The organism is Lonepinella sp. MS14435, assembly GCF_042485795.1.
Classification (GTDB): Bacteria; Pseudomonadota; Gammaproteobacteria; order Enterobacterales; family Pasteurellaceae; genus Lonepinella.
Window position 1 is genome coordinate 300,409 of record NZ_CP169368.1, and the last position, 21,776, is coordinate 322,184.

General features: G+C 39.6%; 13 protein-coding genes. 6 read left to right on the forward strand and 7 right to left on the reverse strand.

From position 1 onward, the window contains the following. Positions 1–9: 9 nt before the first annotated feature. From waaF to O1Q80_RS01500, 5 genes are all read left to right on the forward strand, one after another. A complete protein-coding gene (gene waaF / locus O1Q80_RS01480; protein WP_386695228.1) occupies positions 10–1,053 on the forward strand; it encodes a lipopolysaccharide heptosyltransferase II in 1,044 nt (347 codons plus the stop codon). 9 nt (positions 1,054–1,062) lie between these two features. Next, positions 1,063–1,494, forward strand: a complete 432-nt coding sequence (locus tag O1Q80_RS01485; protein WP_386695229.1) for a nucleotidyltransferase substrate binding protein — start codon at positions 1,063–1,065, stop codon at positions 1,492–1,494. Continuing rightward, on the forward strand, positions 1,487–2,446 hold the full coding sequence (gene rfaC, locus O1Q80_RS01490; RefSeq protein WP_386695231.1) for a lipopolysaccharide heptosyltransferase RfaC: 960 nt from the start codon (positions 1,487–1,489) through the stop codon (positions 2,444–2,446). Before O1Q80_RS01485 ends, rfaC begins: the two co-directional genes overlap by 8 nt. A gap of 245 nt (positions 2,447–2,691) precedes the next feature. Then, positions 2,692–13,230, forward strand: a complete 10,539-nt coding sequence (locus tag O1Q80_RS01495) for a YadA-like family protein (RefSeq protein ID WP_386695232.1) — start codon at positions 2,692–2,694, stop codon at positions 13,228–13,230. Between the two features lie 99 nt (positions 13,231–13,329). Continuing rightward, a protein-coding gene (locus O1Q80_RS01500; RefSeq protein WP_386695234.1) for an IS3 family transposase occupies positions 13,330–14,654 on the forward strand; the annotation gives its coding sequence in 2 pieces (ribosomal slippage) (positions 13,330–13,804 and positions 13,804–14,654; 1,326 coding nt in all). Positions 14,655–14,713: 59 nt separating this feature from the next. Here the strand turns inward: O1Q80_RS01500 and O1Q80_RS01505 are convergent. The 7 genes from O1Q80_RS01505 to O1Q80_RS01535 form a co-directional block, all read right to left on the reverse strand. Then, positions 14,714–15,364, reverse strand: coding sequence for a hypothetical protein (locus tag O1Q80_RS01505; RefSeq protein ID WP_386695236.1), 651 nt, complete (start codon positions 15,362–15,364; stop codon positions 14,714–14,716). After that, positions 15,321–16,514: an iron uptake transporter deferrochelatase/peroxidase subunit gene (gene efeB / locus O1Q80_RS01510; protein WP_386688846.1), complete on the reverse strand. Its 1,194-nt coding sequence runs from the start codon at positions 16,512–16,514 to the stop codon at positions 15,321–15,323. The genes O1Q80_RS01505 and efeB overlap by 44 nt, the downstream gene beginning before the upstream one ends. A 16-nt stretch (positions 16,515–16,530) precedes the next feature. Beyond that, on the reverse strand, positions 16,531–17,343 hold the full coding sequence (gene efeO / locus O1Q80_RS01515) for an iron uptake system protein EfeO (protein ID WP_386695237.1): 813 nt from the start codon (positions 17,341–17,343) through the stop codon (positions 16,531–16,533). Between the two features lie 96 nt (positions 17,344–17,439). Beyond that, on the reverse strand, positions 17,440–18,351 hold the full coding sequence (murQ, locus tag O1Q80_RS01520; protein WP_386695239.1) for an N-acetylmuramic acid 6-phosphate etherase: 912 nt from the start codon (positions 18,349–18,351) through the stop codon (positions 17,440–17,442). 9 nt (positions 18,352–18,360) lie between these two features. Continuing rightward, positions 18,361–19,473: an anhydro-N-acetylmuramic acid kinase gene (locus tag O1Q80_RS01525; protein ID WP_386695241.1), complete on the reverse strand. Its 1,113-nt coding sequence runs from the start codon at positions 19,471–19,473 to the stop codon at positions 18,361–18,363. Positions 19,474–19,541: 68 nt separating this feature from the next. After that, positions 19,542–19,766, reverse strand: coding sequence for a hypothetical protein (locus O1Q80_RS01530; protein WP_386688838.1), 225 nt, complete (start codon positions 19,764–19,766; stop codon positions 19,542–19,544). Continuing rightward, on the reverse strand, positions 19,750–20,061 hold the full coding sequence (locus O1Q80_RS01535) for a BrnT family toxin (protein ID WP_386695244.1): 312 nt from the start codon (positions 20,059–20,061) through the stop codon (positions 19,750–19,752). The genes O1Q80_RS01530 and O1Q80_RS01535 overlap by 17 nt, the downstream gene beginning before the upstream one ends. Positions 20,062–20,276: 215 nt before the next feature. Here O1Q80_RS01535 and glmU point away from each other — a divergent pair, with 215 nt between their 5' ends. Next, complete coding sequence (gene glmU / locus O1Q80_RS01540; RefSeq protein ID WP_386695246.1) at positions 20,277–21,641, forward strand: bifunctional UDP-N-acetylglucosamine diphosphorylase/glucosamine-1-phosphate N-acetyltransferase GlmU; 1,365 nt, start codon at positions 20,277–20,279, stop codon at positions 21,639–21,641. Positions 21,642–21,776: the final 135 nt, after the last annotated feature.

Sequence of the window (21,776 nt, forward strand, 5' to 3'; positions counted from 1 at the left end):
GACAAAACTATGAATATCCTAATCATTGCCCCATCATGGGTTGGCGATATGATGATGTCGCATAGCCTGTATCAAACCTTAAAACAGCAATATCCCGATTGCCAAATTGATGTACTTGCGCCGAATTGGTGTAAGCCGTTGTTGGCTCGGATGCCTGAAGTGCGTCAAGCATTGACTATGCCGATTGGTCACGGGGCGTTTTCACTAGGCGAACGCTATAAAATTGGCAAATCGCTTCGAGATCAATATGATATGGCGATTGTGTTGCCTAATTCCTTGAAATCAGCGTTCATTCCATTGTTTGCTAAAATCCCTGTTCGTCGTGGTTGGAAAGGGGAAAGTCGTTATTTCTTTTTAAATGATTTGCGATCTAATAAAAACGACTATCCGATGATGGTGCAGCGTTATGTGGCGTTGGGGTATGAAAAAGGGAAAATTCCAACAGCTCAAAATTTAAATATTCCCACGCCGTATTTAACTGTTGATGAAAGTGCGGTGCAAAAAACTAAAGAAATTTTCACCGCACAATTTGCTCTGGCGGAAAATCGCCCTGCCATTGGTTTTTGCCCTGGAGCGGAATTTGGTCCTGCCAAACGTTGGCCGCATTATCATTATGCCAAATTAGCGGAAAGACTGATTGAACAGGGTTACAGTATTCGTCTGTTTGGGTCTAATAAAGATGTGGAAGTCGGTGAGCAAATTCGTTTAAGTTTACCTGAATCGTTGCAACGCTATTGTGCCAATCTAGCTGGGCAAACGGCACTCAATCAAGCGGTGGATTTGATTGCGGATTGTACCGCAATGGTGACGAATGACAGTGGATTAATGCACATTGCGGCGGCGGTCGGTCGTCCGTTAGTGGCGGTTTATGGACCAACGAGTCCGCAATATACACCGCCGTTATCCGATAAAGCAGTGATTATTCGCTTGATTAAAGGTGGCTTAATCAAAATCCGCAAAGGGACGGACAGTGCGGAAGGTTATCATCAAAGTTTGATCGATATTACGCCTGAGATGGTGATGGAAAAATTAACCCAATTATTAGCGAATTAAGGGGGGAATATGACGAATAAATTGGATATTTCTAGCTTACAAAAAGCCATTATTGCTTTGCAATCTGCTAATGAGATTGTGTCAAATAAGCTGTGGTTTGAGCAGCAAGAAACCCAAGTGCAAAATACCTTGATCGCAGGGTTGATTCAGAATTTTGAGTTTGTGTATGAACTGAGTATTAAAATGCTGAAACGGCAGTTAGAACAAGATGCACTCAGTCCTGATGAAATTGACCAAAGTAATTTCCGTGATCTGTTGCGATTAGCGGGTGAGAAAGGGCTGATTGATAGCGTAGAAAATTGGTTTGAGTATCGCAAAATGCGAAATATTACTTCGCACACCTATGATGAAGATAAGGCACATCAAGTGTGCGGTTCGATGAGTGAGTTTTTGGCAAGTAGTCAGGCGTTGTTGCAACAGTTAGAGCAACGCAATGGCTAGAATTTGTATCATCAAAACCTCTTCACTGGGCGATGTGCTGCATTGTTTGCCTGCTCTAACCGATGCCCAAAAGGCGTTAGGTGATGTGCAATTTGATTGGGTGGTGGAAGAAAATTTTGCAGAAATTCCTGCTTGGCATGTGGCAGTTAATCAGGTGATCCCGATTGCGATTCGCCGTTGGCGGAAAAATTTATTTGCTACACACACCTATCAACAATGGCACGCCTACAAGCAACAATTACAAGCCAATCAATATGATGCCATAATTGATGCCCAAGGTTTGATTAAAAGTGCGTTGTTTGCCACCCGTTTAGCACGGGGAAAAAAATTCGGTTACGACCGAAAATCCATTCGTGAGCCGTTGGCAAGTTGCTTTTACGATAAAACCTTTGCTATTGACTATCAACAACATGCGGTAGAGCGGATTCGCCAACTGTTTGCACAATCTTTAGGTTACGCCTTGCCCGAAAGCAAAGGGGATTATGGTATTGTTCAACATTTTCAACAATCCTATTCAAGCAAGCCTTATATCATTTTTGTTCACGCTACCACCAGAGCAGATAAACATTGGCTGGATAGCGAATGGAAAAAATTAGCGGAAAAAATCACCGCACTTTTTCCTGATTTAGCCATTCGTTTGCCTTGGGGAAACCAAACAGAAAAACAACGAGCAGAATGGATCGCACAAGGCTTGCCAAATGTCATAGTGTTGCCGAAATCCAATTTAACTGAATTAGCTCATCAAATTGCCAATGCTAAAGCCGTGGTGTCAGTTGACACTGGATTAGCTCATTTAACTGCTGCATTAGATGTCCCCAATATTACTTTATATGGTGCGACAAACCCTAAACTCATTGGTTGTTATGGCAAAAATCAATATTATTTACAAAAAAATTCCATGGCAGAAATTTATGTAAAAGATGTGTTAGAACTGTTAAGAATATTAAGATAATCAGAGGGTTAAAATTTATATATTTTTTGTTTAATTATCACTCAGAACATACCTTTCATTTGAAGACCTTATTATTTATTCCTAAATGTTAATAAATCCTATGAAACTTCTGGAAATACGGGGGTTTTCCTACTATAATGCGGAAATTAATTTTAATCAAATTGCTCTCCCCATAAGCAAAAGCAAAATAGGCAATTTGTTTTTTATTATTCATTGCTTAGTATCTTAATCAAAAAGGATCAATTATGAACGTTCATAAATCTTCTACAATAGCACAAGCCACTTCTGGATCTGGAAAAAATTCCCCAATGATGAGAGCCACAAGTTCTTCTGTATCTAAATCTAACGCAAAAGCTAAATTCTTTGCTTATAACCTTTTTACATCTGCACTGATCTTAATGAGTGGACAGTCTTTTGCAGGAACAGGGATTTATGTTAATGATGGAACAGATGCCTCTTGTTCCGTAACTTTTGATGGTGGTAGTGGTGGTGATATTTATACTGGTATGTATTCGCTTAATTCTAGTTTGGTAACAAGTGCGAATAGAATTGATAGTGGCTTTACGATGAAAGCAGGGGCTGCTGATTTTATAAAATACTATTATCCTCAAAATTCTTGTTTGACATCAGATAAAGAAACCCAAACCTACCGAACCTTATTTTATGGTGACGCTAACTATTCAGGTTCAAAACACTTAACCCTTGGTGGTCGTTTAGATGTTAACAGCGGAATTATTGGCGTTGGCAACCGAGGTACAAATGGCACAAGTGCAACCAATAGTATTCGTATGGGAACTGGCACTTCATTAAATGATACTAACGATAAAAACAATGCCATTACTATCGGGGTTAATTCTAGTGCTTCTGCTGAGAGTGCTGTTGCATTAGGCAATACAACGACTGCTTCGGGTGAAAGTACAGTTGCTATCGGTACACTGGCAAAATCCACGAATTATAGAGCTGTCGCAGTAGGTCATAATGCACAAGCAACAGGGTCTCGATCTACAGCATTAGGCACGGAAAGTGTGGCTTCGGTAGAATCTGCAGTAGCTATCGGTGATACTAGTAACGCATCGGCAAAAAGTGCTCTTGCACTAGGCACAAGTTCTGTTGCTAGTGGTACCGACTCCGCCGCCCTTGGTAGCAGAGCTAATGCAACAGCGACGAGTGCATTAGCAGTTGGTAGTACCGCTAATGCTACAGCAAGAAATGCGACCGCCGTCGGTGGACAAGCACAAGCTTCGGGCGAAACTTCGGTGGCATTAGGTACCGCTGCAAATGCTTCGAAAGGTAATACTGTTGCGGTGGGAGCTTCATCAAGTGCTGCTGGCGATAATGCCATTGCTGTAGGTGTAAAAACTACAGCTACTACAAACAGTGCTATTGCCATTGGTAATCAAGCAAATGCTACAGGTGAAACTTCTTCTATTGCGATTGGTCGTCAAAGTGTTGCCTCAGGCACCAGTTCTATCGCACAAGGCTATAAGAGTTCAGCGACAGTAGCAAACAGTGTGGCTTTAGGTTCAAACAGTGTGGCTAGCACTGCTGCTGGTACAGTAGGTACTGACCCATTAAGTGTAGCAAGCACAACTGATCTTGCAAGTACAACTTGGAAATCAACTTATGCTGCAGTATCAGTGGGTAATGGCTCGACTGCTACTCGTCAAATTACAAGCGTTGCTGCGGGTACACAAGATACCGATGCAGTCAACGTTGCTCAATTAAAAGCGGCTGGTTTTAAATTAGCAACAACAGCTTCTGCTGGTGAAGTTGATAATTCATCAACAGCTGATAAAAATATTCAAAACGGTGAAACACTCACTGTTGATGCAGGCAAAAATATTAAAGTAACACAAACAGGTCAGAATGTAAGCATTGCAACTAAAGATGAGGTTGAATTTACTAGCGTTACTGCAGCAGGTACAAAATTATCTTCCGCAGGGTTAACTTTTGTGGATAGTACAGGTACTCAAGTCGCTAATAGCCCGAGTATTACTGCTACAGGTATTAATGCTGGTAATAATAAAATCACTAATGTTGCTAATGGTACAGGTGCAAACGATGCGGTTAATTTTAGTCAATTACAAGCCTCTCAAGCTGCCTCTAAAGAGGATGTAAAATCTACCGATAAAACTGTGACAGTTACGAAAACTCAAGGTGCAGATAACTCCAATATATTTGACCTATCTGTCAATGTTGATGGTACAAGTATTACCAAGAATAGTACTACAGGTGCATTACAAGTTAACACGACTACTTTAACAACCACAGGTGGCAAAGTTGATACACCTGCGAATACGAATGCCTTAGCTACTGCTAGTGATATTGCAAACGCTATTAATAATTCAGGCTTTACTGCAAAAGCTAATAGTGATTCTGGCGAATTGATTACAGCAGGTGAGGAAGTCAACTTCATTAATGGTGAGAATATAGCAATCACCCGTGATGGAAGTAATTTTACAGTTGCAACCGCTAAGAATGTTACATTTGATAATGTTACTGTAGGTGGTGTCAAAGTTGATGGTACAACTAACAAAATCACTGGTTTAGAAGCTGGTACTGCGAATACTGACGCTGTCAATGTGGGTCAATTAAATAAAGAAGTTGCCGCTTCAAAAGAGGCAGTTATTACATCAGATAGTGCATTAAAGGTAACGACCTCTACAAACACCACCACTGGTGCTAATATTTATGACATAGCCGTCAATACTGTTGCACTGACAACAGGTACTAACGGTAGTATCACTGCACCAGCCACCGCTGATGAAGGTAAATTAGTCACAGCAAAAGATGTAGCTTCTGCGATTAACAATGCTGGTTTCACCTTAAAAACATCGGCAAATGGTGGTAAAAAAGATACCACATCAACAACAGACGAATTAATCAATGCAGGTGAGGTGATTGATTTAGCGGCAGGTAAGAACTTAACCGTAAAACAAGAAGCAGATGGTAAAGTTACTTATTCTCTTGCTGATGAAATAACACTTAATAAAGTGACGACTGGTAATACTGTAATGGATACCAATGGTATCACTATTGCAGCTCCAACGGGTGGAACTACGACCGATGTTAAATTAACCAACTCAGGGTTAGACAATGGTAATAATAAAATCACCAATGTTGCTAATGGTACAGGTACAAATGATGCGGTTAATTTTAGTCAATTACAAGCATCGAAAGAAGAAGTTAAATCTGATGATAAATCAGTGAAAATTACACAATCGCAAAATACCACCACTGGTGCAAATATATATGATTTATCTGTTGCTATTGATGGCACAACTGTTACTAAAGATGCCTCAACAGGTCAACTTAAAGCAAATACCGTTGATTTCACTATAGATACAGCAGGTAAAGTAACCGCTAATACGAGTGATAATGCCCTAGCTACCGCTGGTGATATTGCAAAAGCTATTAATGGTTCAGGCTTTACTGCAAAAGCTAATAGTGATTCTGGCGAATTGATTACTGCAGGTGAGGAAGTCAACTTCATTAATGGTGATAATATAGCAATCACCCGTAGTGGAAGTAATTTTACAGTGGCAACTACTAAAGATGTTACATTTAATAGTGTTAGTGTAGGTAATGTCAAAGTTGATGGTACAACTAACAAAATCACTGGTTTAGAAGCTGGTACAGATGCGAATGATGCGGTGAATGTTCAACAACTTACAGATGAATTGGCAATTATTGATGACGCTATTGCTGCTTCACAAGAGGAAGTGACCACATCAGATAGTGCATTAAAAGTAACTACCTCCACAAACACCACTACTGGTGCCAATATTTATGATATCGCTATTAATTCTGTTGCTCTGGCAACAGATTCTAACGGCAAGGTGACCGCTCCAACAACTGCTGATGCAGGTAAATTAGTCACGGCAGAAAATGTAGCTTCTGCGATTAACAATGCTGGTTTCACCTTAAAAACATCGGCAAATGGTGGTACAAAGGATGCAACATCAACAGCAGATGAATTAATCAATGCAGGTGATGTAATTGATTTAGTGGCAGGTAAGAACTTAACTGTCAAACAAGAAGCAAATGGTACTGTTACTTATGCTCTTGCGAAAGAAATAGATCTTAATAAAGTGACGACTGGTAATACTGTAATGGATACCAATGGTATCACTATTGCAGCTCCAACGGGTGCAACTACCACAGCAGTTAAATTAACCAATACAGGCTTAGATAATGGTGGTAATAAAATCACCAATGTTGCGGCTGGTACAGATGAAAATGATGCCGTGAATGTAGGTCAATTAACTGACGAATTAGCCATTATTGATGACGCTATTGCAGCCTCACAAGAAGAAGTCACATCTAATGATAAATCCGTAACTATCGCAACCACTCAAAATGCTGATGGAGCTAATGTATTTGATTTATCAGTTAATGTTGATGATACAACTATTACTAAAGATGCCACAACAGGTCAACTTAAAGCGAATACCGTTAATTTCACTACAGATGCTAAAGGCAGTGTAACCGCTAATACAAATCCTAATTCTCTGGCTACCGCCGGTGATATTGCAAACGCTATTAATAGTTCAGGCTTTACTGCAAAAGCGAATGGTGATTCTGGCGAATTAATTACAGCAGGTGAGGAAGTCAACTTCATTAATGGTGATAATATAGCAATCACCCGTAGTGGAAGTAATTTTACAGTGGCAACTACTAAAGATGTTACATTTAATAGTGTTAGTGTAGGTAATGTCAAAGTTGATGGTACAACTAACAAAATCACTGGTTTAGAAGCTGGTACAGATGCGAATGATGCGGTGAATGTTCAACAACTTACAGATGAATTGGCAATTATTGATGACGCTATTGCTGCTTCACAAGAGGAAGTGACTACATCAGATAGTGCATTAACAGTAACTACCTCTACAAATGCCACCACTGGTGCTAATATTTATGATATTGCTATTAATTCTGTTGCTCTGGCAACAGACACTAACGGCAAGGTGACTGCACCAGACGCCGCTGATGAAGGTAAATTGGTCACAGCAAAAGATGTGGCTTCTGCGATTAACAATGCTGGTTTCACCTTAAAAACATCGGCAAATGGTGGTACAAAGGATGCAACATCCACAGCAGATGAATTAATCAATGCAGGTGATGTAATTGATTTAGTGGCAGGTAAGAACTTAACTGTCAAACAAGAAGCGAATGGTACCGTTACTTATGCAACTAAAAACGATGTTAATTTTACCACGGTAACAACTGAAGACGCAGCGGGTAACAAAACTGTTACTAGCGGGACAGGTATCGTTATTACTCCTAATACTGGAAATGCTGTTAGCTTGACTGGTAACGGGTTAGATAATGGTGGTAATAAAATTACCAATGTTGCAGCTGGTACAGATGAAAATGATGCCGTGAATGTAGGTCAATTAACTGACGAATTAGCCATTATTGATGATGCTATTGCAGCCTCACAAGAAGAAGTCACATCTAATGATAAATCCGTAACTATCGCAACCACTCAAAATGCTGATGGAGCTAATGTATTTGATTTATCAGTTAATGTTGATGATACAACTATTACTAAAGATGCCACAACAGGTCAACTTAAAGCGAATACCGTTAATTTCACTACAGATGCTAAAGGCAGTGTAACCGCTAATACAAATCCTAATTCTCTGGCTACCGCCGGTGATATTGCAAACGCTATTAATAGTTCAGGCTTTACTGCAAAAGCTAATAGTGATGCAGGTGAATTGATTACTGCAGGTGAAGAAGTTAATTTCGTTAATGGTAATAATATAGAAATTACCCGTCAGGGAAGTAATTTTACGGTTGCAACCGCTAAGGATGTTAAATTTGATAATGTTACTGTAGGTAATGTCAAAGTTGATGGTACAACTAACAAAATCACTGGTTTAGAAGCTGGTACAGATGCAAATGATGCGGTGAATGTTCAACAACTTACAGATGAATTGGCAATTATTGATGACGCTATTGCTGCTTCACAAGAGGAAGTGACCACATCAGATAGTGCATTAAAAGTAACTACCTCCACAAACACCACTACTGGTGCCAATATTTATGATATCGCTATTAATTCTGTTGCTCTGGCAACAGATTCTAACGGCAAGGTGACCGCTCCAACAACTGCTGATGCAGGTAAATTAGTCACGGCAGAAAATGTAGCTTCTGCGATTAACAATGCTGGTTTCACCTTAAAAACATCGGCAAATGGTGGTACAAAGGATGCAACATCAACAGCAGATGAATTAATCAATGCAGGTGATGTAATTGATTTAGTGGCAGGTAAGAACTTAACTGTCAAACAAGAAGCAAATGGTACTGTTACTTATGCTCTTGCGAAAGAAATAGATCTTAATAAAGTGACGACTGGTAATACTGTAATGGATACCAATGGTATCACTATTGCAGCTCCAACGGGTGCAACTACCACAGCAGTTAAATTAACCAATACAGGCTTAGATAATGGTGGTAATAAAATCACCAATGTTGCGGCTGGTACAGATGAAAATGATGCCGTGAATGTAGGTCAATTAACTGACGAATTAGCCATTATTGATGACGCTATTGCAGCCTCACAAGAAGAAGTCACATCTAATGATAAATCCGTAACTATCGCAACCACTCAAAATGCTGATGGAGCTAATGTATTTGATTTATCAGTTAATGTTGATGATACAACTATTACTAAAGATGCCACAACAGGTCAACTTAAAGCGAATACCGTTAATTTCACTACAGATGCTAAAGGCAGTGTAACCGCTAATACAAATCCTAATTCTCTGGCTACCGCCGGTGATATTGCAAAAGCTATTAATAGTTCAGGATTTACTGCAAAAGCGAATGGTGATGCAGGTGAATTGATTACAGCAGGTAAGGAAGTCAACTTCATTAATGGTGATAATATAGCAATCACCCGTAGTGGAAGTAATTTTACAGTGGCAACTACTAAAGATGTTAAATTTGATAGTGTTACTGTAGGTAATGTCAAAGTTGATGGTACAACTAACAAAATCACTGGTTTAGAAGCTGGAACAGATGCGAATGATGCGGTGAATGTTCAACAACTTACAGATGAATTGGCAATTATTGATGACGCTATTGCTGCTTCACAAGAGGAAGTGACCACATCAGATAGTGCATTAAAAGTAACTACCTCCACAAACACCACTACTGGTGCCAATATTTATGATATCGCTATTAATTCTGTTGCTCTGGCAACAGATTCTAACGGCAAGGTGACCGCTCCAACAACTGCTGATGCAGGTAAATTAGTCACGGCAGAAAATGTAGCTTCTGCGATTAACAATGCTGGTTTCACCTTAAAAACATCGGCAAATGGTGGTACAAAGGATGCAACATCCACAGCAGATGAATTAATCAATGCAGGTGATGTAATTGATTTAGTGGCAGGTAAGAACTTAACTGTCAAACAAGAAGCGAATGGTACCGTTACTTATGCAACTAAAAACGATGTTAATTTTACCACGGTAACAACTGAAGACGCAGCGGGTAACAAAACTGTTACTAGCGGGACAGGTATCGTTATTACTCCTAATACTGGAAATGCTGTTAGCTTGACTGGTAACGGGTTAGATAATGGTGGTAATAAAATTACCAATGTTGCAGCTGGTACAGATGAAAATGATGCCGTGAATGTAGGTCAATTAACTGACGAATTAGCCATTATTGATGACGCTATTGCAGCCTCACAAGAAGAAGTCACATCTAATGATAAATCCGTAACTATCGCAACCACTCAAAATGCTGATGGAGCTAATGTATTTGATTTATCAGTTAATGTTGATGATACAACTATTACTAAAGATGCCACAACAGGTCAACTTAAAGCGAATACCGTTAATTTCACTACAGATGCTAAAGGCAGTGTAACCGCTAATACAAATCCTAATTCTCTGGCTACCGCCGGTGATATTGCAAACGCTATTAATAGTTCAGGCTTTACTGCAAAAGCGAATGGTGATTCTGGCGAATTGATTACAGCAGGTGAGGAAGTCAACTTCATTAATGGCGATAATATAGCAATCACCCGTAGTGGAAGCAATTTCACGGTGGCAACTACTAAAAATGTTACATTTAATAGTGTTAGTGTAGGAAATGTCAAAGTTGATGGTACAACCAATAAAATTACTGGTTTAACCGCAGGTACGGCGGATACTGACGCTGTCAATGTGGGTCAATTAAATAAAGAAGTTGCTGCCTCAAAAGAGGAAGTGACCACATCAGATAGTGCATTAAAAGTAACTACCTCTACAAACGCCACCACTGGTGCTAATATTTATGATATTGCTATTAATTCTGTTGCTCTGGCAACAGATGCTAACGGCAAGATTACCGCTCCAACAACTGCTGATGCAGGTAAATTAGTCACGGCAGAAAATGTAGCTTCTGCGATTAACAATGCTGGTTTTACCTTAAAGACATCTGCAAATGGTGGTGAGAAGATTTCTGGCGATGATGAAATCATTAATGCTGGAGATGAGATTAACTTAGCTGCAGGTAAAAACTTAACCGTTCAACAAAATACGCAAGGTCAAGTTATCTTTAGCACAGCTGAAAATGTTGAGTTTACAACGGTAACTGCTGGCGGCACTAGAATTTCTTCTGCAGGCTTAACATTTGTTGATCCATTCACAGGTGTTCAAAAAGGTTATAGTCCAAGCATCACTGCAACAGGTATTAATGCTGGTGGTACTAAAATTACTAACGTTGAAGCTGGTGTAGATGATACTGACGCAGTAAATGTCGGTCAGTTAAGTGACGCTATTGCGTTATTAGACGAAAGCATTGCTGCTTCACAGGAAGAAGTAAAATCTACGGATAACTCCGTGAAAGTAACCACAACAAAAAATACTGATCAAGCCAATGTATTTGATCTGTCTGTTAATGTAGATGAAAAAAGTATTACCAAGGATAGTACTGGTGCATTACAAGTTAAAACGACTAATTTAACGACAATTACTGATGGTAAAGTTGATACACCTACAGATACTGATGCTTTAGCTACCGCTGCCAATGTTGCTGATGCAATTAACAATGCTGGTTTTACCTTAAAAACATCGGCAAATGGTGGTACAAAGGATACCGCATCAACAGCAGATGAATTAATCAATGCAGGTGAGGTGATTGATTTAGCAGCTGGTAAGAACTTAACTGTCAAACAAGAAGCAGATGGTAAAGTTACTTATTCTCTTGCTGATGAAATAGATCTTAATAAAGTGACGACTGGTAATACCGTAATGGATACTAATGGTATTACGATTACTGCCCCAGCAGGTGGAAGTACGACCGATGTTAAATTAACCAATACAGGCTTAGATAATGGCGGTAATAAAATCACTAATGTTGCAGCGGGTACAGATGCAAACGATGCGGTTAATGTTAGTCAATTACAAGCAGCCCAAGCAGCTTCTAAAGAAACGGTTACATCAGATGAAGGCTCTATTGTTGTTGGTGTAAAAACAGATCAAACTACAGGGGCAAATATATTTGACTTATCTGTCAATGTAGATGACAAAACTATTACCAAGGATAGTACTGGTGCATTACAAGTTAATACGATGGATTTAACCGTAACCGATGGCAAAGTTGCAACACCTACAGATACTAATGCTTTAGCTACCGCAGCCAATGTTGCTGATGCAATTAACAAATCAGGCTTTACTTTAAAAACCAGTGCGACAGCCGATGGTAAAAAAACTTCAGGTTCTGATGAATTAATTAATCCAAGCGATACCATTGAAATGGTAGCAGGTAAGAACTTAACTGTGACACAAGAAGCAGACGGTAAAATTACCTATGCTACAGCAGATAAAGTAGGCTTTGAGCAAATCACTTTAGGTGATGCAACCAATAATACCGTATTAACTTCTACAGAAAAAGGTTTAGATGTAGGTGGTGATAAAATTACCAATGTTGCCAACGGCGATATTTCACCAACCAGTACCGATGCAATTAATGGCTCACAGTTATCTAATACAACTAAAAGTATTGCAGATGCTTTAGGTGGTAGTTCAACAGTGAACACTGACGGAACGATTACTGCACCAACTTATACTTTAGTCAGTGGCAATCCAGCACAAAATAGCACTAAAGCCTATTATAGTGTAGGAAATGCACTTAATGCGTTAAATACAGCCGTTAATGCACCTCTTACTTTTGCGGCAGACAGTGGTAACAATGTTGAACGTCAATTAGGTAGTACCCTAAATATCAATGGTGATGCCAAAAATATCACCACAACAACGACATCTAATGGTGTAACCGTGGCGTTAAACGATAATATCAGTGTTAAATCTGTTTCAGTCGAAAATGGACCGACAATTAACAGCTCTGGTATTCAAATGGCAAATCAACAGATTACTGGGTTAAAAAGTGGTTTAGATGGCACAACGATAGAACAAGTGGCTGCTCAAGGTGCATCTAGTCCAACATGGAATAATGCTGCAACAGTCGGTGATTTAGCACAGGTACAAAATAATGTGGTCAATTCTAATAATAGAATTAATCAGTTAAACGACAAAATAAACAATGTTGATAAAAAACTACGTGCAGGTGTTGCTGGTGCATTAGCAACTTCAGGTTTACCACAGGCTTATATCCCTGGTAAAAGTATGGTGGCTATTGCTGCTGGATCATTCAAAGGCGAAAATGCGTTAGCTGTTGGTGCGACACGTATCTCTGATAATGGAAAAGTCGTGCTTAAACTAACAGGTAATACCAATACTCGTGGTGACGTTGGTACCAGCGTAGGACTTGGATATCAATGGTAGTCTAGTTAATAGATTAACCTTATATTAAAAAAGTGCGGTATTTTTGATCTGCACCCCAAAAGTTGGACTAACCTCCAACCCAATAAGGTGCAGATTTTTATGACTAAATACAACCAAACATTCAAACAACAAGTCGTGGATTTTTATTTCACAAATCACGAAAGTTTATCTATAACATGCAAACATTTTGACCTGCCCAATGAGACAGCTAGACGTTGGATTGTGCAATTTAAGCACTCAGGCAGTAGTGGATTAGCTGTTCGACATAGCAAACAAAAGTATTCTCCAGAGTTCAAATTTAACGTTGTTCAAAGCGTACTTTTAGGTCAATTTTCGGGTCGTGGTGCAGCGTTACATTTTGGCTTAAGTAGCTCGGGCATGATTAGTCAATGGTTGAAAACCTTTGAAAAACAAGGTATAAAAGGCTTATTACCTAAACCAAAGGGTCGCCAAACGATGAAGCCAAAATATCCTAAAATGCCCCCAAAACCCAAGAATCGGCTAGAAGAACTCGAGCTTGAAAATCTGAGATTGAGAGCGGAGAACGACTTTCTAAAAAAGTTGGACGAGATTATCAAACGAGAAGACAGGAAACGGCAGAAGCCGTCCAAGCCTTAAGATTACGCTATCCGTTAGCTTTGTTGCTCGAAATTGCGGGACTTTCTCGTAGTGTATTTTTCTATCATATCAAGCCTAAAACGGATAAAGATGAAGCACTTAGAGCAGAAATCAGGAAGATAAAAGCAAAGCACCCTGAATATGGCTATCGCCGTGTTGCAGCAGAGTTGAAAGGGGTCAATCACAAGAAAATTCAACGACTTATGCGAGAAATGGGCTTGCAGGTGAAAAGCAAAAAATGTCGAAAATATAATGCCTATCATGGTGAAGTGGGCAGAATTGCCGAAAATAGGCTTAAACGTGATTTTACTGCCAGCAAACCGAATGAAAAATGGCTCACGGATATTACGGAGTTCAAGGCAGAAGATGGTAATAAACTCTATTTTTCGCCGATTTTAGACACATTTAACAACGAGCTAATCGCACATCACACTAGCACCAGTCCAAACTGGGCATTGGTGGAAACGATGTTGCAAAACGCATTGAAAAAGCGTGCTAAGGGAGAAAAAACGGTGTTGCATTCAGACCAAGGTTGGCACTATCAAATGCGAGCTTATCAACATATATTACGAGAAAATGGCATTGAACAGAGTATGTCCCGTAAGGGAAATTGCTTGGATAATGCTGCAATGGAGAGTTTTTTCGGGCGAATGAAAACGGAGCGTTTTTATGGGAAATCCTTTAAAACCGTTGATGAGATTAAAATCATGATTGATGAGTATGTTCGCTATTACAATGAAGAACGTATTCAGTTAAAATTAAAAGGACTGAGTCCGATACAATATCGTCGTCAGTCCTTGATGTAAGCGTCTAACTTTTTGGGGTCAGATCATTTTTACCGCACTTTTTATCTTAATCAAATCAATCACTTAGATTTATTATTAACAAAATCATCAACCGTATTTTTTAATATTACTAACTGTTGCTGCATTTGTTCATAATTAGCAGGATTCGCTTGCATGGCACTACGAAATAAGGACATAGCCGTTTCCATTTTGCCGTAATGGCTTAAACTGGCTCCACGCATGGATAATTCGTTAGCTCCCCAAGTTGCACCGAAACGATGGAATTTAGCCTGAATTTCCTCAATTTTGTTACCTTTCAATGCTGTTTCTAAGGCTTGTAAAGGTGGCACTACTTGCTCGGCAAATTTCTGACGATTTTTATCATGATTCACTGGGTTTTGCTCTTTCTCAAAAGCATAAAGGTCTTTAGAAATTTGTTCTACATTGGCTAAAGTTGGGTTAGCAATAGCGGTTTCAAGTGCTTTGCTAGTTTGCATTCCAGCTTGTGAGTTATGGGTTGGAATAGCATTAAATTCTTGCTGTAAAGTTTGCAAATTGTTTTTGGCTTGTTCGCTATTTTCTTTTTTAACTGCGGACAAGGCATCCGATAAATGCACAAATAACGCTCCCAATTCAACTTTGGCATAAGCCGAAGTAGAGAAACATACGCCCAATAATAAACTCAATTTAAAGGGCTTCAAACAGGGCTTTACCCAAGTAGTCATTTTCATCTTTTACTCCTGCGAAACAAGCGAACAGTCCACTGCCGATATGGGTAATGTACTCGTTCATTTTATCAATATTACCTAACTTATTTTGAATGGTAATAAATTGTTGTGGATCTTTTTGATAGGAAATAAACAATAATCCTGCATCAAATTGTCCTGTACGCGGATCGATACCACTGGAATAAGAAAACGATCGGCGTAACATTTTTAGCCCTGTTTTATGGGCAAGGTGCATGTGAGAATCTTCTGGTACAACAGGCTGACCTTTGGCATCTTTTTTATCTAAATCAACGGGATCAAATTCTTTTTTCTGACCATAAGCCGCCCCCGAGTCACGATGACGACCAAAAGTATGCTGTTGTTCGTTTAAGTTGGTACGATCCCAAGTTTCCAAGAACATCTGAATTTTACGCACCACTAGGAATGAACCGCCTTTCAGCCAGTTATTACCCTCATACCATACCGTCTTATCCAGTTCTTCTCCCTTTGGATTCCCCGTACCGTCACGGAAACCGAACAGATTGCGTGGCGTGTCCGTACCCTCAAAAGAATTAAACCCTGATTGACTCCAACGCATGGTGATTTCCGAACGGGCAACACGGACTAAATTTCGCACCGCATGAAATGCCACTTGCGGATCGTCTGCACAGGCTTGAATACAAATATCACCACCAACAAATTCAGCTTTCAGTTGATCACGTGGAAAATGCGGTAAATCGACTAATTCTGCTGGTTTAGCTTTCTCAATGCCTAATTTAGTAAAGAAACTTGGGCTTACACCAAAAGTAAGCGTCAAATTATACGGATTTAGGCTATCTGCTTCCCCCGTGTCAACTGCGGGTACATAACCATTTTGACTATAGGTTTGTACATTTTTGCCTTGTGTTAATTGGCGACTGTATTCTGTCCATGTTTTAAACATTTGGTGAATCTCGCCGACATCTTGGCTGTGTAAATCCAACACGATAAAATAAATATGATGTTGTGCTGGAGTGGTGATACCTTGTTGGTGTGTATTGAAAAATGGATAGATATTTTTAATGGTGATTTTTTCGCGTGGTTCTAAAGAATAAGCGGTGCTAGCCATTAAGCCAGCACCGACAATTACACTATTCTTTAAGAAATCACGCCGAGCATTATTGGTATAACGCATTGTGACTTCTCCCTGATTATTTATCTAAAATAACACCTAACTGAGCTAATGGTTCACCCAATTTGTTCACTGCTTCTGCAAGAGCTTTGGTGTCTTCTTTCGTTAAAGTATTGTACGGCACATATTCATAACCTGTGCTAGATTTATTATATTTTTGCAATAAATCATTGACTTCTTTGAAATGTTGCTCGATTTTGGCAGACAATTTAGCATCTTTTTTCAATAACGCTGGTTTAAATAATTCGTAAATCTTCTCTGCACCCTCTACGTTTGCTTTGAAATCGTATAAGTCAGTTTTAGAGAAAATATCTTCTTCGCCAGTAACTTTAGTAGTAGAAACTTCGTTTAATAAATCCACTGCCCCCGTAATCATTAATTCAGGCGTAACTTCCGTAGTCGGAATTTTGGCACGCAGTTCTTTCACGTCTTTTAATAATTGATCGGCTGTTTCTTCCGTGCCTTTGGTGGTATTTTGTTCCCATAATACTTTTTCAATTTTGTGGAAACCAGACCAATCTTTTTCCCCTTTACCTTCTTCCTCAAGATCAGCAAGACGGGCATCAATACGTGGGTCTAAATCACCAAAACTTTCGGCAATCGGCTCGGAACGCTCATAATACATACGAGCAAGCGGATAAACGGCTTTGGCTTTTTCCACATCACCATTTTTTAATGCTCCAACAAACGATTCTGTTTGAGTAACTAGTTCATCAATTTGAACAACTACAAAATCTTTATAATCTTTTGTTTCTTTTGATAAATCTGCCGCCATCGCTGGGGTAGATAAAAGTAACCCTGAAATCACTGCTGAAATAAGTTTTAAACGCATATAAATTCTCCTTGGCTGAGATGAAAATAAAATGAAAAACCGCCTTTATCTTAGATCAAATAAAAATAATTCTCAATATACTATTAATATATTTTACTAAGGCAAGGCATTTCTTAATTGCCCTTGATATTCTGCTAATAACGCTTTTGCTTGATGAATATCTACTTGAGCTAAAATCATCATAATCGCCACTTTGCTGTTATTTTCCGCCAATTTTAACGCTTTAATCGCTTTATATTCTGAGCAATCAGTGGCTTGCATCACAATACGAACAGCACGGGCTTTCAATTTTTCATTGCTGGCTTGCACGTCCACCATTAAATTTTGGTAGCATTTTCCCAACAAAATCATACTCGCTGTGGTGAGCATATTGAGTACTAATTTTTGGGCTGTGCCTGATTTCATTCGACTTGACCCCGTCAGCACTTCCGCCCCCACCACGGTTTCAATAGCAATATCGGCAAGTTCCGCCATTTTAGAATCAGGGTTACTGGCAATCGCTACCGTAGTCGCTCCCAGTTCATGGGCATATTGCAATGCTCCTATGACATAGGGTGTTCGACCACTCGCCGCAATCCCAACCAATACATCTTGCTTAGAAAAATCGATCTGTTGCAGATCAATTTTACCTTGTGCAAGATTATCTTCCGCCCCTTCGATTGGGTGACGTAAGGCTTGTTCTCCTCCCGCAATCAAACCCACCACCATAGCAGGATCAACCCCAAAAGTTGGGGGACATTCGGAAGCATCTAACACGCCTAATCGTCCACTGGTACCAGCCCCAATATAAACTAACCGACCGCCAGCTTGAAAGGCTTGCACAATTTTTTCTACTGCAACCGCAATTTGTGGCAAGCATTTTTCAATGGCTAGTGGCACAGTTTTATCTTGCTGATTGATTAAGCTAACAATTTCCAACGCAGTCATTTGATCTATGTTGGTAGATTCGGGATTGCGTTGCTCGGTGAGCATTTGCCCGAGAGCGTTGAGTAAGTTTTTTTCTGTCATTTTTGTTTCCTATTTTGGAAAAATCACCCCTAAACTCACCGCACTTTTTGCCCCCGTAACCGCAGGCAAGTTGCTCGGTAAATTGTTTATGCGTTGATAAGCCAGCCACGCAAAGGCAGCCGCCTCCATATAGTCCACATCAAACCCTACCGCATCGGTTTGTGCTACTTGCCATTGGGGTAATAACGCCGTTAAACGTTGCATTATTAACGGATTTTTCGCTCCACCACCGCAGACCAATAATTCACAAGGCAAATCTGTCTTTTCTAGTGTGAGTAGCTCATTCGCTATGCCTTGTACGGTAAATTCAAGTAACGTGCGTTGCACATCTTGCGATGAAAGTGCGGTGTGTTTTTGCAATTTTTTTTCTAACCAAGCTAAATTAAACAGCTCTCGCCCTGTACTTTTCGGCGGTGCTTGGCTAAAAAAAGGATCGTCTAATAAATCCGCCAATAAGCCCTGTTCAACTTGTCCGCTGGCAGCCCATTCGCCATTTTTATCGTAACGTTTGCCTTGATGTTTTTCAATCCAACCATCTAACAGCGTATTACCCACGCCAACATCATAGCCGACAGTTGGACAATCTGGATTTAGCACAGAAATATTACTAATTCCACCGATATTTAAAATCACTCTTAGCTTATCGGGTGTACTTAACATAGCCTGATGAAAGGCTGGTACCAGTGGTGCACCTTGCCCTCCCACTGCCATATCTTTACGGCGAAAATCGCCAACAGTGGTTATGCCCGTTTGAGCCACCACAAGATTCATATCGCCAATTTGCATGGTGAAAGGATAAGCTGAATTGGGCGAATGCCATACGGTTTGACCGTGACAGCCAATGGCTAAAATCTGTTCCGATTTTAACCGCAGTTTAGCAAGAAATTGATTGACACAATCGGCATAAAGTCCCCCCAGTTGATGATCTAGCTCGCCTAAATCTTGCAAACTGGTTTGCCCCGATTGCACAAGTGCGGTGATTTTTTGTCGAATTTTTTCGGGCATCGGTATGAAATTGCACGCGATGATTTTGGGTGGATTTAGTCCAAAATCTATTAATGCCAAATCCACGCCGTCAAGGCTAGTACCAGACATAATGCCGATATAGTATTGATGTTTCATAAGAGTTATTCATATAAAGGCGGACCACTATGTCCGCCTTGTTTTGTTTTTTATTATTAAAATGTTAATTACGCCAGATGCCAAAATGAACGTAAAAGATTGTTCGCCTGACATCTCTCTTGTTCTGTTGCATGATTTCTGATCGCTGCAATAATATCGGGGTCAAAAAAATCGGTAAGCTGTTGCTCGGTATTTTGTTCAGCCAAATGTTGCTGACGAATAGCTCGCATTTTGGCTAAAGGTGCGACATCTGTTGGGCGTTTAGCGGTGTTAAAATCAAATGGTTTTTCCATGTTCATACCCCTTTCTCTCGTGTTTATTCGCCTGACGTGCCGTAATGATTATATAACAATCATTTCGCACAGTCCATGTTACACATAATAGGCGGATTTTTGTGCTAAGTCCAATAGTAATGTAACGCTGTTCTCCATTATAATCCCTTGTATCTTCATTGGTATAAGAAAAATCATCATAAACTAAAACGGTTAAGGCTTCATCAAAAGATACGTTATGTTTTTGCCACACTAAATGGGCTTTAATACTATCCCACTCAAAGCAAATACCCTCAATGTATTTCCTTGTATTCATTATTTCATTCTCATTTTTATTTAATTGAATCAATAAATTGAATGAAATAAAAAAACATATCAATTTTTCACCGCACTTTTTGGAATAGAGATCACAAAGATTATTCTTATTAAATAAAAAAACGATCAGGTTTGCGAAGTTTTATGCGATATTAGATCATTTCACAAAACTTGTGTAAAATAGACCACACTTTAACCTAATTTGAGAAAGTAAAAATGACAAAATTAAGCGTAGTGATTCTCGCCGCAGGCAAAGGCACCAGAATGTATTCTGATTTACCTAAAGTGTTACACAAGGTGGCTGGCAAGCCAATGGTGAAGCACGTGATTAATACTGCCAAACAATTAAATGCTGAACAAATCCATTTAATTTATGGACACGGTGCAGATTTATTAAAACAACGTTTAGCAGATGAACCTGTAAATTGGGTTTTCCAAGCAGAACAGTTAGGTACGGGACACGCCATGCAACAAGCTGCACCATTTTTTAACGATGATGAAAATATTTTGATGCTGTATGGCGATGCCCCTTTGATTACACAGGAAACGTTACAAAAATTGATTGCGGCTAAACCGCAAAATGGTATTGCGTTATTAACTGTGCAACTAGACAATCCTACAGGTTACGGACGAATTATTCGTCAAAATGGTTCAGTGGTGGCGATTGTTGAACAGAAAGATGCCAATCCTGAACAATTAAAAATTAACGAAGTAAACACGGGCGTGATGGTATCAGACGGAGCGAGTTTCAAAAAATGGTTAAGCCGTTTAAATAATAACAATGCCCAAGGCGAATACTATATGACGGACGTGATCGGGCTGGCAAATCAAGACGGTTGTCAAGTTGCTGCGGTGATAGCAGACGATATTATGGAAGTAGAGGGAGCAAATAATCGTTTGCAACTCAATGCGTTAGAACGTTATTACCAACGTAAACAAGCTAGTCGTTTATTATTAGCAGGTGTGAGCTTGGCAGATCCTGAACGCTTTGATTTACGTGGCGAATTAAGCCATGGTAAAGATTGCGAAATTGATGTTAACGTGATTATTGAAGGTAAAGTTCAATTAGGCAATGAAGTAAAAATCGGAGCGGGTTGTGTACTGAAAAATGTGTTAATTGGTGATAATGTGGAAATTAAACCTTATTCAGTATTAGAAGATTGTACTATCGGTGAAAAATCCGCTATCGGACCATTTAGCCGTTTACGCCCTGGAGCAGAATTAAGTGCAGAAACCCATATTGGTAATTTCGTGGAAATCAAAAAAGCCACCATTGGTAAAGGCTCTAAAGTCAATCATTTGACTTATGTCGGCGATGCAGAAGTCGGTGCCAACGTTAATATCGGGGCTGGCGTGATTACCTGTAACTATGACGGTGCAAATAAATTTAAAACCGTGATCGGTGATAACGTGTTTGTCGGTTCTGATGCTCAACTGGTTGCCCCAGTAACGATTGCGAACGGTGCAACTATCGGTGCAGGAACCACTATCACCAAAAATGTGGAAGAAAATGAGCTAGTGATTAGCCGAGTGCCACAACGCCACATTCAAGGTTGGCAACGTCCGACTAAGAAAAAATAGTGGGTTTGTTTATAGGATAAACGTTAATTTTTTCCTTTTTTGGAGAAAAATGTTGATATACGAGTCATGATATGAATTTCTACTTGATCCATATCAAAAAAATATATAAAAAATCAACTTTTTTTCAGAAACTTG

Excerpts from the sequence above, each read along its gene's own strand:
- O1Q80_RS01485 (WP_386695229.1), top strand. The coding sequence starts at position 1,063 with ATGACGAATAAATTGGATATTTCTAGCTTACAAAAAGCCATTATTGCT.
- waaF (WP_386695228.1), top strand. The coding sequence starts at position 10 with ATGAATATCCTAATCATTGCCCCATCATGGGTTGGCGATATGATGATG.
- O1Q80_RS01505 (WP_386695236.1), bottom strand. The coding sequence starts at position 15,364 with ATGAAAATGACTACTTGGGTAAAGCCCTGTTTGAAGCCCTTTAAATTG.
- O1Q80_RS01530 (WP_386688838.1), bottom strand. The coding sequence starts at position 19,766 with ATGGAAAAACCATTTGATTTTAACACCGCTAAACGCCCAACAGATGTC.
- efeO (WP_386695237.1), bottom strand. The coding sequence starts at position 17,343 with ATGCGTTTAAAACTTATTTCAGCAGTGATTTCAGGGTTACTTTTATCT.
- glmU (WP_386695246.1), top strand. The coding sequence starts at position 20,277 with ATGACAAAATTAAGCGTAGTGATTCTCGCCGCAGGCAAAGGCACCAGA.
- efeB (WP_386688846.1), bottom strand. The coding sequence starts at position 16,514 with ATGCGTTATACCAATAATGCTCGGCGTGATTTCTTAAAGAATAGTGTA.
- rfaC (WP_386695231.1), top strand. The coding sequence starts at position 1,487 with ATGGCTAGAATTTGTATCATCAAAACCTCTTCACTGGGCGATGTGCTG.
- O1Q80_RS01525 (WP_386695241.1), bottom strand. The coding sequence starts at position 19,473 with ATGAAACATCAATACTATATCGGCATTATGTCTGGTACTAGCCTTGAC.
- O1Q80_RS01495 (WP_386695232.1), top strand. The coding sequence starts at position 2,692 with ATGAACGTTCATAAATCTTCTACAATAGCACAAGCCACTTCTGGATCT.
- murQ (WP_386695239.1), bottom strand. The coding sequence starts at position 18,351 with ATGACAGAAAAAAACTTACTCAACGCTCTCGGGCAAATGCTCACCGAG.
- O1Q80_RS01535 (WP_386695244.1), bottom strand. The coding sequence starts at position 20,061 with ATGAATACAAGGAAATACATTGAGGGTATTTGCTTTGAGTGGGATAGT.